We start from the raw sequence: 15,413 nt of genomic DNA, 5'->3' as shown, positions 1-15,413 counted from the left end.
AGCTCGACTCCGTCATCGACAGATCGAACTTCATCCGCACCAAGCAGCGGCGACTCAGGCTTTAATCCTGTTTTGGAGCGCCGAGACAGTTATCCCAAGCCCCTGCGTCGCTTTCTCGCGGTCCCTCCACTCGGCCACCGCTCTAACCGCCGCCAAGACCTCTATACTTGTATGTGGCCACCACGGCTGACGGCCCTCACTTTCGAAGTCCAACCATAGCCTTCTGAGGTGGTAAGACAGGCGATGTGTTGATATGAGGACGCCTTTGCCTCCGGATATCTTTCTTTCCTGGAATATCTAGTCAGAAAATTGCATAGTCCTCATGCACCCACCGGATGGATCATATCTGGGTAGTCTCCGGCTGCGACCAAATGCGGCCTATAAAGAGATGGGCCTGTGCGGTCAGTTTGTATAGGCCGATCTCGGCTTCTGCTTGGTCAACCGCGGCCCTTCTGACCCGGGTTAATGAGCGAGGAGTTATTTCAACGTAACCGCCGCCACGGAGATATCGCTGTTATTGGGCAGAGTCAGGCTCTTCACGGTCTTTGCGCTGTTCAGCGCAAATGAATAGTGATAGAGATTGAAGGTGCGGCTGTCTTCGGTACCGTTGCTGAGATTGCGATAAGAGCAGGCCACAGCGGTCGTTTCTCCACTATAACTCTGCGGTGTAAACCAGTCGCTCATGCTCTGGGTGAAGTTCGTTGTCGTGCCGTCTGTGTAAGTCACAGTGAACAACTGCGAAGCCTGATTTCCGCTACTGGCGGTTCCCAGGAAGTTCAATGTGGAGTAGCTACCTGAAGTCAAGGTCACGACCGGCGCGCCGGTTCCCTGTACAGCATTATTCTGATTGGCCGTTCCGAAGGCATAGACAATTCCGGAGTAGGTCAACGACGTGCCGAGAAGATTGGAGGAATACGCTGCTCCACCGTCGTCAAGGCCACCGCTGCTGCTAAAGGTTGTGCCATTGGAGTAAATGCCGGTGATGTTGAATGCCGAGTTCAAAGATACCTCGGTACCACTGGAGTTGGACGCGAACGTCATGTACTCCAGATTCCAACCGGAGTTGTCCTCGGCAAGCTCCAGCGTCTGGGTTCCGGCGGGAAGCGTGACAGATGCGGTTACAGTCTGCCAGGTATACCAACTGCCCGTGTTCGGCACATTGACATTGCCGCTGAGGTTGGTGCCCGATGAGTTTTGCATATGGAAACCATCGGTTTGACCACTAGGCGAGGCTACGCTGAAGGACACCGTGTAGGTTCCCGCCGTGGCCACATTGACTGTGTATTTGTACCACTGCCCGGATCCAGTCCAACCCAGATCATAACCGTTGGCAGGAGAGTTATTGTCGCCAGAGTCGGCTTCAACGGCCCCGCTGTTGTCCGTGCGATAGCCGGTTTGGCCGCCGCTCGTGGTCTGGTTGTAGGCTACACCCGAGCCGCCGGTGTCGTAATTCGACGCCTGCACTGTACCGGGGATTGCCGCTGCGGTACCACCATACGGTCCTTCCGAGCCGGTGACGGTAATCGTAAACGTCTCGGTGCTATTGGCTCCGCAACTGTTCGTATAGGTGGCCACAAATGTGTTGGTGCCGGCACTTAGCGGAATACTGTCGATCTCTCGCGAGGTTGACGTGAATCCGCCCGGCCCGGTCCAACTCCAGCTTCCTCCACTGGTGGGTTGAGGCCCTAAGTCGACCGCAGTGCCGGAGGCGACGGAAATACTGGTAATCTGCTGCCAGCCACCGGCTGATGTCCAGATATAGGGAGTGATCGCCGCGGGTGAGCAGCTGGAGATAGTGTAAGTGGCATTTCCCACGTTGCTGGTGGAGTAACCGCTGGCTGTCGCGATCGCCTGAACGGTTTCAGTGGAGGTGACACTAATTGAGCCAGTGTACTTCGTGGACGAAGTGGTTGGTGCAGTCCCGTTGGTGGTGTAGTAGATTATCGCGCCAGTGGTCGAATCAGAAATCGTCACTGATTGCGATGACGTGTACGTTCCACCGCCCGGAGAGAGGGCCGGGGTTGCTGTTTGGCTTTCAGTGCCTGCAGGAGTCCAGACATACAGAAGGTTCTTGGCCTGGTAGTCCTCTTCCTTCGTGATGACATACTGACCATTGGAGCGCTCAAAGGCAGTTGTGGACAGCCACATGTCGTCGTTGCCGATATTGCTGTCGCCGCCAACGTCGCTTCCTGCATCGATCTCGCCCACATAGGATCCATCTACAGTGCTATAGACCAAAACATAGTGGACCGCGTTGTAGTCGACAAAGATGTAATTGCCGGCTATGCTGAAGGACACGGGATTGATCAGGGTAGAACCGGAGGCCGTACCCGGATTCCACACAATGTTGTTGGTCCAGGTAGGTGTGCGGTTACCGCTGCTCCAGTTGTCAACCCTGGTGATCTGGTCGAACGCGCCCGCGCTGGGAGCGCCGCCAGCGATGTAAATGGTTCCCTTCTCGCTATCGCCGGGCCGGTACACCACTTGAGAAACACCGCTGATTTGCGGGAAGTCTGTCGAGTTCGTGTAAATATTCAGGTTGTTAAAATTGTACTGAGGGCATCCATGGGAATTGAAACCTTGGAAGAGGTATTCACGGATGTGAATGGAACCCTCATCAGGCGAGTAGTAATTTACCTGCCACAGGTTGCCGTTCGTATCCATCCAGAAGTCGTTGCCGTCACGGTGCTCTAATTGCCCGGCGGGCGCGAGGGCAGCGGCGCTGGTCGGCTGGGCAATTTCACTCGATTGTATGATGCCGTCGCCGTTTGCATCCGTCCAGATGAACTCTCCATTCGTTGGCTGCACCGAGAAATCCAGGTACTGATTCTGGAAAGCGCCGTAATCCAAAGCTGCACAGGGCACCGTAATCTCGCTACCCGACTGGAAGCGGTTGATTTGCAAATAGCCTCCAGCCTGATCCGAGAGCAGCAGGAACCTGCTTCCTTGAATGTACTGGACCTCGGCGATGTTCGGATTGCCTGTTGCCCGCACATCGGTCGTGTACTGATACGGATCGAAGGTGTCCGAGTAATAGGTACCAATATTGCTGTTCTGGTCTGAATAGTTGAGGTGGAAGTGATGGTAGGGATCATAGAAGTCTGTTTCCGAGTTGGGATCAACCGCTCCGAGTGAAACGAACTCTAGCCCCTGGACTTGCCAGTTCAGACTTCCGCTAGATGTGTAACTGGAAAGGAGAACTCCATGACCATAGTCATCATCGCTGACGTAAATATTGCCCGATGAATCGGTTCCGATTCCGGTGATAAAGCGGAAACGACCGGGAGCGACAACGCCCGGCGTGCTGGATGTATAAACTCCGCCCTGGGTCCCGAAGGTTCCCGAAAGGGTCGGGCTGCTAAGAATGTTGTTGTATATCTTGATGTTTTGATCCGTATTCTCATCGCCCGCATACAGATTGTTATTGCTGTCGATCCAGAGAGCGCGTACTTCGCCGCTGTCGGGTAGCGTGATCGAATTGATGTGCGTCCCGCTGCTGTTATAGTGATCGATCACAGCCGTGCCGAAATCACCCCATTCATCGTTGACGATCCCGTTCACGTTGGGCAGCGCAGTATTCGTTTTGTGGCTGATCCAGACGCCGCCGCTGCTATCGACGGCGATAAGTCCTGGAGCGGTAATATTCCAGGTTGCCGTGACTGAGTTGCTGGAGAGGCTGATTACATCCACCTTGTTCTGGTCGTTGATCGCTGCGTAAAGATTGCCATTGCCGATTGCCAAGCCATAAATCGCAGCCGAACCTGTGCTGGACACAGCCGAGTCGCCGGAGATGGTTGTGCTGAGGGCTGCCAATGTGCTCGCGTTCAGCAGTTGAATGCCGCAGCCCCCCGCCGCGCAGGGCGGGTTGTTGGTGACGCCGGAGCTGTTCGACTCATAGATCGTGCTGCCACTCACAACGATCGCTTGGCCGCCGCCGCCGTTGGCGTCGGCGCTGGTGATTGTCCCGTTCTGGAAAATAGAAGTTGCTCTACCGCCTTCATCCCAGTTGCTGTTGGTGTAAACGGTGCCATTGGAGGTGACGTAGATTCCCTGCATGTCAAGGGGGATGTGTCCCAATTGATTCGAGGAGCTAATATTGGCACCTCCGAGTGTGTTGCCGAGCCAATTGGTTGTGTAGTTGAGTGCAGGTGCCGATGGAGGTGAACCCACGACCTGTCCGTGACCCGTTATGCCAACTCCAAGCAGAGCCGCGATCAGCGCATAGACCGATGTCGTAAACCTTGGAAATAGCATAGGGAACTCCTTCGCTTCAACCTGCAGGATTTCTTAGAGGCGATTGAACGACCTCAATCACCCCGATTGAGATTCGCGGAGATGCTGTGAGCCCTTCCGGGCAGATTCGGAGATACGCAATAACCGTCGCTCTGCCGTGCACTCGATTGTGAATAGTTAAGCCAACGGCGCACCTGACTGGCGAGAACATTACTCAATCGTGAATTGCACATTCTATGACGAGGTGCTCAAACATTCTGAAGATATGGTTTCGAGAGGGTCAGATTGAAGCGGGCTGAGCAGCGACCTCGACCGGCCGACTTCTCGTCCGTACCCTGCGCCATTTCTGACATCGGTTGCGATGCCAACACCGTAGCCTTTCAACTAGCGAGTCTACAAGTGCGCGATCTATGCTTGGAAGGCGGAGCACGAGGGCAGTGCCGTTAGTACTAAGTGAGCGGCACGGACACACATGCACAAATGGATGAGAGCATCCTCGAAGTGACCCTTGGAACAGGATCGCAGGGCAAGTTGATGGTTTACCTTGCCCGCGGGCCCTTTTTCAAAGGGGCGGCTGTAATAATTGCCGTAGGTTTTCTCAGATATGTGCCGTCTTGATCACAAAGCGATTCATCTTCTTATAGAAACTCTGTTGTATGCGTACTACCTTGGGTCGAAATGAACCTTTTCCAAAACCCCTCTCTGAGCCGCAGGTCCATGCTCCGCATTGGCGCCGCCGCCGCGATTGGCGCGTGTTTACCGTCCATCGCGGACGCAGACACATCGGCCGACGCTCTCCGCACCGTGGATGCGGCCACAACCGAGGAGATCGTTCTCACCGGAAGCATGACACGCGTTGAGTTCGTGAGAAAGGGATTGCAGCTTCACCTAAAACAAATTCAACGGGACGGTCGTCCACCCCTGCTCTACGCTGACCGGTATCTTCAACAAGCAGGCGCAGACACTCTTGGCAATCCTATGGCGGTCGTGGTGCTGTCCGGCCCGCATCAGGGCGTTTATGGAATGGACGGCTTCGAGATCACCGGGATCCAAATGAGCGGATCAAGAGTTCTTGCCTATTTCAAGCACTCGTCATTGCCACTTCAGTCAGGCATTGAGGTCACGGTCGAAGGCGATGTAATCGAGTGGCGCGGCCAAGCGGCGTGGAACGGGGCCGACGATGTCGATCTGGACTTCTACTTCCCTCTGCTCGCGCGGATTAAGCTTTCCGGGCCTAACCTCGACCGGCTCGTCGCCGGCGAGCTGTCGGGAACGGCACGTGGACCGCTCGGAGACTTGAACTTTTCGCAAACTTATCTAGGCGGTCTTTCGACGCCGGCATATCTGATCGACGGCGGAGATTGCGGTTTTGCCTTTCTCGAGGACAGCCTGGCAGACTTCGCCGCCGACCCCGGCGGCTGCCGGCAACGGAGCGCCGTCATCGGCAATGTCTTTCCGCTGGTCGACGACCTGGACGTCGCTCTTGAGCTGCCTCGAGGAAGCCAAGGGCCCTTCGCTGGATGGCGTCACCGCCGCCTTCTGCTCGGTACTTCGCGCTTCGGCGGCCAGGCCGAATACGACAAGGCAGAATCGGACGGCACGCTTCCGATCATCAAGCTTGGTGACAGCGTGGATCTTGGTCCAGTCTTCACATATCTATATGATGGCCCATGGAAAGTCGCCGCGCTATGGCTCCGTGAGCGAAGACAACATCTCCCGATGCGAGCGTCACCAGCCTCGTGGTATCGCGAGACAACACTCCTGGCCGAGGAGTCTCCGGACGGTCTGTTCCGGGCAGGCCGTGGACTTTACGACTTGCCATTGATCATGAGAGAGCGCCGAGAGGTCGGCAGCGACATGCTCAGTCTGCCTGGCTTCTCCGAGCCAGAGATTATGGGCACTCAGAAGAACATGCTCAATCGCGGAGACTACTTCTATACAGCGGAAAACCTCGGCGGACTGGAGGCGGTGCGCCGCGGAGTCGAGGCCGCCCACCGCGAAGGTGGCCACATCCTGCTCTATGTCGAGGGCCTGATTGTCTGGAAGCGTTCGCGAATCGGCCGTTCCAAAGCCAGAGATTGGGCGTTAATGAACGCCGACGGCAGTCTCACCGAAAACTATAAGGGCTTCTTCGATATGTGCCCGGCCGAGAAAGGCTGGCAGGACTGGTTCGCGACGACCCTCGCTGATGTTGTCCGCGAGACTGGCGTCGACGGCTTTTTCATGGATTCGATGCTGGCTACCGACAACCATCGCTGCTTCAATCCCAAACACTCTCATGCGCCGCAGCCCGACATCTGGAACTGGGGATTGCGGCAAGTGCTGCGCCGCGTGCGCGAAGAGGTGGACAAGGCCAATCCAAACACCATACTGCTTTGCGAAGGCGTCGGAGATATGGCCCGTGAGTTCATTGATGGTACCCTCTCGCACGGCCATGCCTGGACTCGCATGAACTTTACCGTTCCACTGCTGCGGTTCCTTCATCCGCAGATGCGCACCTTTGAGGCATGGGGCATGCAGCCGCACGGCCGGAACGCCCCCCTATGGCCAGTGGCCAAGCCCTTGCTCTGGAATGCCGTGAATGGGTATCGTGTCTTCGCCGAACTGGAAAGCCAAGAGCAACTCGCTCCGCTTGGGCGTATGGTGCGAAAGTACTTCGATATGTATCCAGAGATTTGCGACGCTCAGGTTTCGGCCTTCGATACAGCTTGCGTTGAGGTGTGGACGCAGATCTTCGAGTCACTGCCGCGAGTACTGACGGTCGCTAATGCCACGGAAAAACCGATCACCGCACGAATGACTTTCCCCCAAACGGTCCAGACCGGCATCTTATTCGACCGATGTGATCAGAGGACAATATCGGTTCGGTTCGGAAAAGCGGAGTTGAGTCTGGATCCATGGGAATTTCGAGCGTTCGAACTTCGGCCCTGAGGAAGGACGAGATCACCGCGCAGGGGCCAGCAACTCAAGAGATTCAATCGACAAAAGACGACCGTCGGCGCTGCTCAAGCTGATCTCGTGGTCCTACGCCCCTGAGGGAACTTGACGATGATTGTCACAGCGCGGGGAAGAAACCCTCCAGTAGGCGGCAACGCCACTGCGCTTTGCCGGTCGCCATCCACGCGCAGGGTCACTTGCGCGAGTTCGCATCCCATATTCGCGTAAGCGATCCTAGCCCACGCGAATTGCGAATTCCCCCGCTTTTCGGGAATAACCAGACACGCGACTGTGCTCCCTTGCCGGCAGGATCGGCTTTGACGGCTGGAACGAAGTATCCAGTTAAAGATCTATCTCCTTCGGCCAGCAAAAGGCGGCCTTCGCTTGCGGCCACACTGAAGACGCCGGACTTGCCCGTTTCCGATAAACTTCCTGGGTGCCCTATTTCTCGCACCGATACACTCTCAGACACCAGCCCCATGCGCTCAAAGGGAAGTGTCGACTGTGCATCGGAGCAATTGCGATTCAGCAGCAGGATTGCGCGCCGTGCGTGTCCGTCCTCAGAGTCGGAAAGGATCTTTGTCCAGATTTCCACCGTCGCTCCCTCAGCTGTAACGCGAACAGGTTGCAGACCAAGACGGTCCTGATCGAGAGCAATCACATCAGGGTTTGTGAGCATGGAAACAGTGGACGGAGTAAGCGTCATGAGGTCGGCGCCCAAGATCATTGGTGAACTTGAAATCGCCCAAAGAGCGCGACGTGGAGACGATTCTGCGCTTCGCTCAGCCCGGGCATGCCAATGACCATCATGTCCGCGTCGTTGTAGAAACCGGTGTGTTGCGCTTCGGGATGAAGATTATTGTCAAAGTTGCGCAGCATCTCGGCAAAAGTAGCCTTGCGGCTACCGTTTGCGGTACCGGCGACAACGGGCGCAACAATATCTCCGCCCGTCCGCCAGATGTCCGCAGGTAAACCACCCACACCGGGTGCCCAGGTCCAGGGACTGCGCTCTCCCCAGTTGCAAATGGAGAAGTATAGCGTGCGACCGGTGGCAGCTTCGGCTTCTTGGATCGCATGTGCGATCTCAGCGTATTGCGCCGCGGGATCGAGGTTCTCCTTCGCTCCACCGCACCAATCCACCTTGACAAAGTCGAATCCCCAGCGCGCGAATTGGAGAAAATCCTTCGCGTAGTGAACCTCACTCCCGGTATGCGGTATCGGCGGCCCAAGATCAGGTCCATAGAAGCTGCAGCCCGCCTCACCAGCGTCCGTGTATATTCCGGCCTTTAGACCAAGGCCATGAATATAACGCACGATATTGCTCATATCTCCCGCCTCTTCGCCAGGAGCGATTGCCGGCCATGTCTCTGCCTCTACGACGATGTTGCCATCCGTATCGGGTGTCCCCAGCCACCAGCCTTCGTCGATGTTGACGTAGGAGTAGCCGGCATGCGCCAGACCCGAATCGACCACGGCTCGCGTCTAAGCCCGCACGATATCTGAATTTATGAGGTTGGAAAAACTGTTCCAGGATGACCAACCCATTGGAGGGTTCGCGTAGACCGCATCGCGGGTCTTCCCTAAATTCGATTGAGAATGGAGCAGAGTACAGTATGTAAACAACGGAAGAGCGGCCAAGGCTGTCAAGTAGCGACTCACGATCATTGCCCGCTTTATTGATTATCAAACGGTTAAACGTCATCATATGCGCCAGCTCAGAGGATTACGAATTCCCCCGCCTACTTCTGAGCGGTGGACTCTCCGAGAGCCCCGAAGTGCTTGGCCACAGCATCGAGAACGAGCACCCAGTCATTTCCGCGTCCGGGCAAACCCGGCGGAGTGAAAGTCCGATGTCCTATGCCGTCCATCACAGCTATCTCATGAGCGGCGCCGGTGCGAGGATCGTACCAGGCTGCCCGCACCGGGCCCTTTGCGATGCCGTCGAGGGCGATGCTGGCCGGTTTTCCGCTGGGGAAATAGACTAGGGCGTATCCATCTCCGCGCGTGGCCTGCATATGATCGGCACCATCGCTCTGCGGAGCAGACAACAGCGACTGATCAGGCACTCTAGATAAATATGGCCTCGATTCCAAGAGCCCGCGCAAATATCTCATTTGGCCTGCCCCCCGAAGGTTGAGGCTTGAGGTCCATTCGCCTCGAGCGAGGCTGATCGGCTCCCGCGTCGGCGTCTTGAACTGCCAGATGTCGTTGCAACCGTAGGTGTGGCCCGCCGCCCCTGCGAAGACCGCCCAATACGCTGCTTGGCGAACATCGTAGTCATCAAACCATCCGAATTGTTCCGGCTTCCACGCGACGGGATGGTCTTCATAACGAGGCTCGCCGTCGATCACTGGCTTCAGAGGCGTGAGCGCATAATCTGCTTCAATCATCTTGTAATTGGCCCCGTCCTTGTGGCCGTGGCCGCTCTGTTCCATATTAAAGTCAAGCCAATCGTCGCGGTCAAACCATTCGGAAGAGCTGCGCTCCCCGGGCGGGTGATAGGTCATGAGATGCCGACCCCCATCGCCTTCCCTGAGCCCTTCCGCCATTGCGCGAAAGACCTGTTCATGCCCTGCGGGATCTCGGTCGCCACCCAGTGTCCAAATGATGTTCCAGCGATCCTGATAACGGCTTCCGAGATAACGCCCATAGGCGCGCGCATTGTCCGCATTGAAGATGACCGGCCCGGTGCCCCATGCTTTGACAACCTTGTCTCCCCACGTCGGAAGCATCCCGATATAGAGGCCCTTTTTTGCGGCCATATCCACAACGGCATCCACGTGGTTGAAGTACGCTTCGTTGGGTTTTGTCGGATCGTTGTCAATCAGGGGCCGCTCGCCGTCTGCATTCGGCACGTTCAGACCGTCCGGTTCCGCGAGCACGACCGCTTGAATCACATTGAAATCTTTGCTTCGGCGGTCTTCGAGATAGCGCTCCGATTCCTCAAGTGTCAACCGGTGAAAAAGCTCCCACGCGGTGTCTCCCAAATAGAAGAACGGAGTTCCGTCCGGGTGAATTAAGAAATGATGATTGGGTGAAACTTTCAAATCGTAAAGTGATCGTTCGGTCGACACGTCTCTCTTGCTCTCCCCACCCAATGCCGCGGCGTTTACAGTCATCCAAGCCATCAAAATGATGAGCACTCTGATTTCATTTCTCCAGCAGAATTCAGCGACTGCTCTTTCACGCTCGACGTCAATGGTATTCACTATGAACCACGTTTTCGCCACTACGCCTCATTGAGGCCTAAGAAAAGAATGAGATTTCGATGGCTGCACTCGGGGTAAGCCATCGAAATCTCATGGGAGGCCCAACGGTGGGGTCAAAGGGCTGCAACCTCGGGTTGCTTAATGAGTAGATTAATCACACGCTAAAGCGAGCTCTGTAGCGATTCCACTTTAGTTTCTGACGAAGATAGCGTGTGCGTCAGCGGACGCTGACGATTTTTCCCGTGTGTGCATACGCGATACATAAACCACGATTAGCAAATAGACTCCAGCGCATAGCCAGAATGAATGGCGAAGTCCGATCATGTCAGCGAGTCCCCCCTGAACGACGGGAACGATGGCGCAACCCAGAAAGCCGACCGTAAGCAAGCCTGAGGCCTGCGGAGCGAGGTCCCCGGCCCTCTCGATACTCATCCCGTAAAATGTTGGAAAAAAAATAGATACTAGAAATCCGAGCGCCAGGAAGACAGATATTGCTGTCGCACCCTTCGCGAAGACCAGCGCCATGACGCAGAAGGCCGAGGCCAAAAGATGTGCGTTCATCTGAAAGATGGGACGGATGTGCCGCTGAATCCATGAAGCCGTCAATCTACCCAAAGCAAAAAGGCCGAAAAATGCCGTGAAAAGGCGCTGGGACGAGTGTGCCGACAGGGCCGCAACATCCGGAGATTCAAGATAGTTTCTGAACAGAGAAAAGAGTGAGGCTTCAACTCCCAACAGTAAGAAGATGACGATAAAGTCCCAGATCGCTTTTCGGCGACTCCAGATGGATTGATGGCAAGTTTGACTGCGGATTGAAGCTGCGTTAGGCCCGACTTGCGAGACGGTGACATCGGGAAAGATGACCACCGCAGCCGCCACAGCAATCAAGGCTATACCGAGCGACAGGAACAACTGCTCGATGTAGGTCATCTTCTCGCGAGCCAATACTGCGGAAACGGGAATGATGACAGTTAGAGTTGCGGGCGCAATGATTTGGGCAACCGCCCCCAGAGCGTTGCCGAAATTAAGACGGCTCGACGCGCCTTCTGCCAGTCCGAGAGCACTCATCAGGGGATTAGCGGCCACCATCTGAAAGGTAAAGCCACCACCGATAGTCATAAATCCCAACAAGACCATCCAGTACTTTTCCGTCCGCAAGCCAGGCACGAGCAACAGCGTTCCGGCCGCGTAGAGAAACATGGCAACGGCGAGAGTGTTCTTATAGCCTTTGCGGCGAACTAACCACCCCACCGCTAGCGCGGCCACAAATGGAAGATTTTTCGCGAAAACGATATACATCTGTTGCTGGTAAGAGAGATGAAAATACTCTTTGAACTCGGGAAGGAAGACTCCCTCAAAGCTCTGCGCCAGCCCGCAAAAAAAAGAGATGAGATATACCAACCCCAATAGCGCGCCGGCCCCGCGTGTTTTAATGCTCCGATCTGAGCTGTCAGCGATCGTGACAACCTGGGCGTTGCGAATCTGTTCTAGCTTAGCCATGGTCATTCAGCATAACTCTGTAGGTTATTCACGGCCGCGACCAAGTTCTGTAAGCCTATTGCCTTGGATTCTGACAAAACCATCGCTGCAACATGGTCAAACCGAATGCGTTGCCGCCAAGAAGAAGCGCCTTTAAAGTGGACTTTCGATTCACGAACCAAAATGACTCCGATAAGCTTCTTCGTTTCGAAATGGCCAGCTCTTGCCAAACTTCAACTCCCGCGCGTTTCCAGATGCCCATCGGGCGCACTGTTCCCTCTCCTCGTCTGCATGTTCTTGACGTTTGCACAAGCCCAAAAACCTTCTAGTTCCGTCGAGTATCAAGCTCTGCAGCATCGCCTCGCCCGGGATGGAACACGTGGGGCACTCACAGCGTTTCTTAGCCAAATGTTGTTGCCGGCAGGGTTGTCGCTGCGCATTGGCATCCAGGACAGCAAAGGAGTGGCGGGGGAGGTTTTCCTCGCAGATGCGCTCATCGGACGGCGTGGCCAGAAGTCCGAAGAGGTATTCCTCGGCCCACACTCCTGGGATGGAAGTTACACCGACCTTCGCCCGAACTGGCATGGGGTCAAAGTGCGGGTGCAGAGCGCGCATGACGGGGACGACCTGGTCATGCTGGTCACTCAGCTCCAAGAGGCCCCGACCGGGCATCCAGTTTCTATCGTGGTCTTCTCCGCAGCTTACAGTTGGAACCGACCGGGATCGATTTCCCGCCTTAGCGATAGGATTGACGCCAACGGTCCGCAGTTGAAGGTGTCGATCTATCCGATAGTTTATGAAGTGCCCGGCGTCAATATCGCCGTCATTGGCCCATACTTCGCGGCTTCGCTCAATGCTCCCGCCGGAATCAGCACCGGCAGGCAGCGCAGTCTCGCCGAGACTACACGGATTGTCGAGCGGCAGCGCGCCGCCTATATGCAGTCCATAACAGCCGCTGGCCATTGTGCAATCTTCGACGCCATCGAAACCACCATCGCATGTGACACGATCTACGAACCCGAACGCCGGCGCGTCGTCTCGCCGGTCAGCCGGGTATGGGGCGACAACTGGGGAGGTTACGTCCTTTTCGACTGGGATACTTTCTTCGCAGCAATACTGGCTGCGGTGGGCAACAAAGACCTCGCCTATGCCAACACCGTGGAGATCTTGCGCCACACCGCTCCGTCTGGATTTGTTCCTAACTTCGCCCGTGCCGGCGACTGGAAGAGTTTCGATCGCTCCGAGCCTCTCGTGGGCGCGATCACTGTTTTCGGCCTCTACCGGCGTTAGCGCGAACGCTGGCTGCTGAAAGACACCTTCGCCCCGCTGCTCAACTGGAAGCCCTGGTGGAATGAGCGTCGCAGCGGAGGCAATTACTTGGTGTGGGGAAGTGACGTCGATACCAAGCCTTCCAACCTAGACGACGGCTCACGCGGTACGCGTTTTCGAATCTGGCCTGGACAACAACCCCATGCACGACGGTCCAATCTACGACAACAAAAGCGGCCACCTGGTGATCGCCGATGTGGGCTTGATAAGTGAGTATGCCGCCGACTGCGATGCGCTAGCAGTAATTGCCAAGATCCTCGGAAGGTCAGCGGAACAAAAGGAACTGGAGGACCGCGCAGAAGTCTACCGGAAATCGCTTCAATCCTTATGGGATGAGAAAGCCGGAATCTTTCTCAACAAAGACTGATGAACTACCTCGTTTACCTGGGTTGCGCAATCACGACCTTCCCCAGGCACGCGGAGAGCTAGCGCGGAAATCTCTGGAGCTTTTTGCTCAGGCATGGAAGGTGCAGGGGCACGTCCATGAGCACTATAACGGCGCCACCGGCAACGGCGACGATGTCGCGAACAGCGACCGTTTCTATCACCGGGGCACGCTGCTGGATTGATTTCTTACCAGAAGACAACCGATCCGCCTAAGGCTACAGACTATGTCAAGTGATCCGGAATCCGCTCAGTTTTCGTCCTTGGATCGCTGCTCAGCAAAGGCTGCCAGCATCTGATTTGCGGCCTGGTTGTGGGGATCGGACTTGAGTAGTTGGTTCACTTCGCGCACCGCCGCGTCATATTGATTGTTCTTGTAAAAGGCCTCGGCCAGCATCAGATTCAATTCCGGGCTGGAGGGACTTCGATGCTGCGCCGTTTGCAATATCAGAATCGCCTCCGAATATTGCTTGTCTAAAATGCGACTCGCAGCCAATCCTAAACTGGCGTCGGGATTTAATGGCTCGATCTCCCGGGCCGTAGTGAATTCCAAGCGGGCGTCGGCGGTCCGACCCTCACGAAGCAGGGCTTGGCCCAAAAGAACGCGGGCACTCGAGGAGGTTTTATCGAGGGCAATGGCTTTGCGGAAGGAGTTTTCAGCCTCGGCGGGTCTACCAAGGGCCGTGTAACACCGGCCCAGTTGCAGCCATGCGTGACCCGCCTCGGGATGAGCAGCGACCAACCGCTCGTAGACCTTGGCGGCCTCATCGAATTTCTGCTGCGCCATGGAGACTGTGGCCTTCTGCATCTGCCCGGCTATCTCATTGCCGGAGACCCGTTGAGCGTCGCGTTCCTGAGAGGCTTTGGCGAGGCGCTGCGACCACTCCTTCGCTTTGTCGGTCTCTCCCAATTCCCGGCAAACGCGAACCATCATCGAGAGCGATGGAAGCTCATGACCGGGAACCCAGATGGTCCGCTCCAGATCGCTCTTTGCCCGCGCCCATTCGCGCAGTCCCATTAGCGACTGCGCGCGCGCAAAATATGCATCGGAAAGATTTGGATCTTCCTGAATCGCTAGGTCATATTGTCGAACGCTTTGCTTGAATTGCTGCTCATCGGCAAGATATTGGCCGTAGAGATAGTCGGCAATGGCGCTGGGCGGTTCGGCTTTGCGGTTCACCTCCATCGCACGAGCAAAGGCGCTCTTAGCCTCAGCCGGCTGCTCGTCGAGTTTGTAAGCGGCGGCAAGGCCAGCCAGCGCAATCGCATCCTTAGGAGAGAGAGCGACTGCCTTTTGAAAACAGCGGACCGCGTCTTTTGGGCGCTTGACAACATACAAATCGGCGAGGCGCTTCCAAACCTCGGGATCATTCGGGGCCAGTTCGGTCGCCTTCTGCAGCCACGGCTCGGCGTCGGCCCATTGTCCGAGTTTCTCGCAGAGCTCGGCGTAGAGGGTCAAAACCGGAATCGATTGAGGATGCTCTTGCAGTAGCGGATCGAGCACCTGCTGCGCGTCCTCGAGCCGATGGGTCTCGATCAGCAGGTCGGCATCGACGAGAGCGGCCTCAAAAGAGTTCGGATGTAGAGCACGATAAGAGCGAAGTTGCTCCCCAGCCTCACCCCAGTTGGTGTTAGCAATGCTGCACTTCACATAGGTGAGTTGGGCTGGCGATCCGGCGGTAAACTTCTCGCCGCAGGTTCTTCGGGGGGATGCTGCGGCACAGCGATTAATCACGAGCAGAAACAGAAGCAGACGGCCAGTAGTGCGAAAGCTCATCGCCCATGAGAGTACTCCAAGACCATCACAATTGCTTGTTGCAAAGCGATCGGAAATTATGACGA

Annotated in this window: 10 protein-coding genes; 4 read left to right on the top strand and 6 right to left on the bottom strand. The window is 56.1% G+C overall.

Going from position 1 to position 15,413, the window contains the following annotated elements:
- Positions 1-477: 477 nt before the first annotated feature.
- The gene (locus tag ACPOL_RS21095; RefSeq protein WP_114208806.1) at positions 478-4,254 is read right to left on the bottom strand and encodes a chitobiase/beta-hexosaminidase C-terminal domain-containing protein; all 3,777 of its coding nucleotides are present in this window, start codon (positions 4,252-4,254) and stop codon (positions 478-480) included.
- A gap of 696 nt (positions 4,255-4,950) precedes the next feature.
- On the opposite strand from ACPOL_RS21095, the gene ACPOL_RS21090 reads away from it, so the two are divergent.
- Positions 4,951-7,164, top strand: a complete 2,214-nt coding sequence (locus ACPOL_RS21090) for a DUF6259 domain-containing protein (RefSeq protein ID WP_161557485.1) — start codon at positions 4,951-4,953, stop codon at positions 7,162-7,164.
- 199 nt (positions 7,165-7,363) lie between these two features.
- On the opposite strand, the gene ACPOL_RS35540 is transcribed toward ACPOL_RS21090, so the two are convergent.
- The 4 genes from ACPOL_RS35540 to ACPOL_RS21070 form a co-directional block, all read right to left on the bottom strand.
- Positions 7,364-7,897, bottom strand: coding sequence for an alpha-amylase family protein (locus ACPOL_RS35540; RefSeq protein WP_114208804.1), 534 nt, complete (start codon positions 7,895-7,897; stop codon positions 7,364-7,366).
- Positions 7,894-8,643, bottom strand: coding sequence for a glycoside hydrolase family 27 protein (locus ACPOL_RS35535; RefSeq protein WP_114208803.1), 750 nt, complete (start codon positions 8,641-8,643; stop codon positions 7,894-7,896). Before ACPOL_RS35535 ends, ACPOL_RS35540 begins: the two co-directional genes overlap by 4 nt.
- Before the next feature lie 266 nt (positions 8,644-8,909).
- Positions 8,910-10,289 carry a glycoside hydrolase family 140 protein gene (locus ACPOL_RS21075; RefSeq protein ID WP_114210956.1) on the bottom strand — a complete coding sequence of 460 codons (1,380 nt, stop codon included), beginning with the start codon at positions 10,287-10,289 and terminating at the stop codon, positions 8,910-8,912.
- Between the two features lie 279 nt (positions 10,290-10,568).
- On the bottom strand, positions 10,569-11,879 hold the full coding sequence (locus tag ACPOL_RS21070) for an MFS transporter (protein WP_161557484.1): 1,311 nt from the start codon (positions 11,877-11,879) through the stop codon (positions 10,569-10,571).
- Positions 11,880-12,155: 276 nt separating this feature from the next.
- On the opposite strand from ACPOL_RS21070, the gene ACPOL_RS21060 reads away from it, so the two are divergent.
- The 3 genes from ACPOL_RS21060 to ACPOL_RS21050 all read left to right on the top strand — a co-directional run bounded on the left by ACPOL_RS21060 (position 12,156) and on the right by ACPOL_RS21050 (position 13,756).
- A complete protein-coding gene (locus ACPOL_RS21060; RefSeq protein ID WP_150133083.1) occupies positions 12,156-13,148 on the top strand; it encodes a hypothetical protein in 993 nt (330 codons plus the stop codon).
- A gap of 181 nt (positions 13,149-13,329) precedes the next feature.
- A complete protein-coding gene (locus tag ACPOL_RS21055) occupies positions 13,330-13,554 on the top strand; it encodes an MGH1-like glycoside hydrolase domain-containing protein (RefSeq protein WP_114208799.1) in 225 nt (74 codons plus the stop codon).
- A 22-nt stretch (positions 13,555-13,576) separates the two neighbouring features.
- Positions 13,577-13,756: a hypothetical protein gene (locus ACPOL_RS21050; RefSeq protein ID WP_114208798.1), complete on the top strand. Its 180-nt coding sequence runs from the start codon at positions 13,577-13,579 to the stop codon at positions 13,754-13,756.
- A 65-nt stretch (positions 13,757-13,821) separates the two neighbouring features.
- On the opposite strand, the gene ACPOL_RS21045 is transcribed toward ACPOL_RS21050, so the two are convergent.
- Entirely contained in the window at positions 13,822-15,348 is a 1,527-nt protein-coding gene (locus tag ACPOL_RS21045; protein WP_114208797.1) for a tetratricopeptide repeat protein, read from the bottom strand.
- Positions 15,349-15,413 lie beyond the last annotated feature (65 nt).

Origin of the sequence: Acidisarcina polymorpha (assembly GCF_003330725.1) — a bacterium.
In the GTDB taxonomy this organism is placed as follows: Bacteria; Acidobacteriota; Terriglobia; order Terriglobales; family Acidobacteriaceae; genus Acidisarcina; species Acidisarcina polymorpha.
Note: the sequence above shows the minus strand (reverse complement) of the source record. Positions and strands in the feature narration are given on the sequence as shown.

Bases quoted from the DNA above. Each gene is read 5' to 3' on its own strand.
- ACPOL_RS35540 (WP_114208804.1), bottom strand. From the start codon at position 7,897: ATGATCTTGGGCGCCGACCTCATGACGCTTACTCCGTCCACTGTTTCC.
- ACPOL_RS21055 (WP_114208799.1), top strand. From the start codon at position 13,330: ATGCACGACGGTCCAATCTACGACAACAAAAGCGGCCACCTGGTGATC.
- ACPOL_RS21095 (WP_114208806.1), bottom strand. From the start codon at position 4,254: ATGCTATTTCCAAGGTTTACGACATCGGTCTATGCGCTGATCGCGGCT.
- ACPOL_RS21090 (WP_161557485.1), top strand. From the start codon at position 4,951: ATGCTCCGCATTGGCGCCGCCGCCGCGATTGGCGCGTGTTTACCGTCC.
- ACPOL_RS21045 (WP_114208797.1), bottom strand. From the start codon at position 15,348: ATGAGCTTTCGCACTACTGGCCGTCTGCTTCTGTTTCTGCTCGTGATT.
- ACPOL_RS21075 (WP_114210956.1), bottom strand. From the start codon at position 10,289: ATGACTGTAAACGCCGCGGCATTGGGTGGGGAGAGCAAGAGAGACGTG.
- ACPOL_RS21070 (WP_161557484.1), bottom strand. From the start codon at position 11,879: ATGGCTAAGCTAGAACAGATTCGCAACGCCCAGGTTGTCACGATCGCT.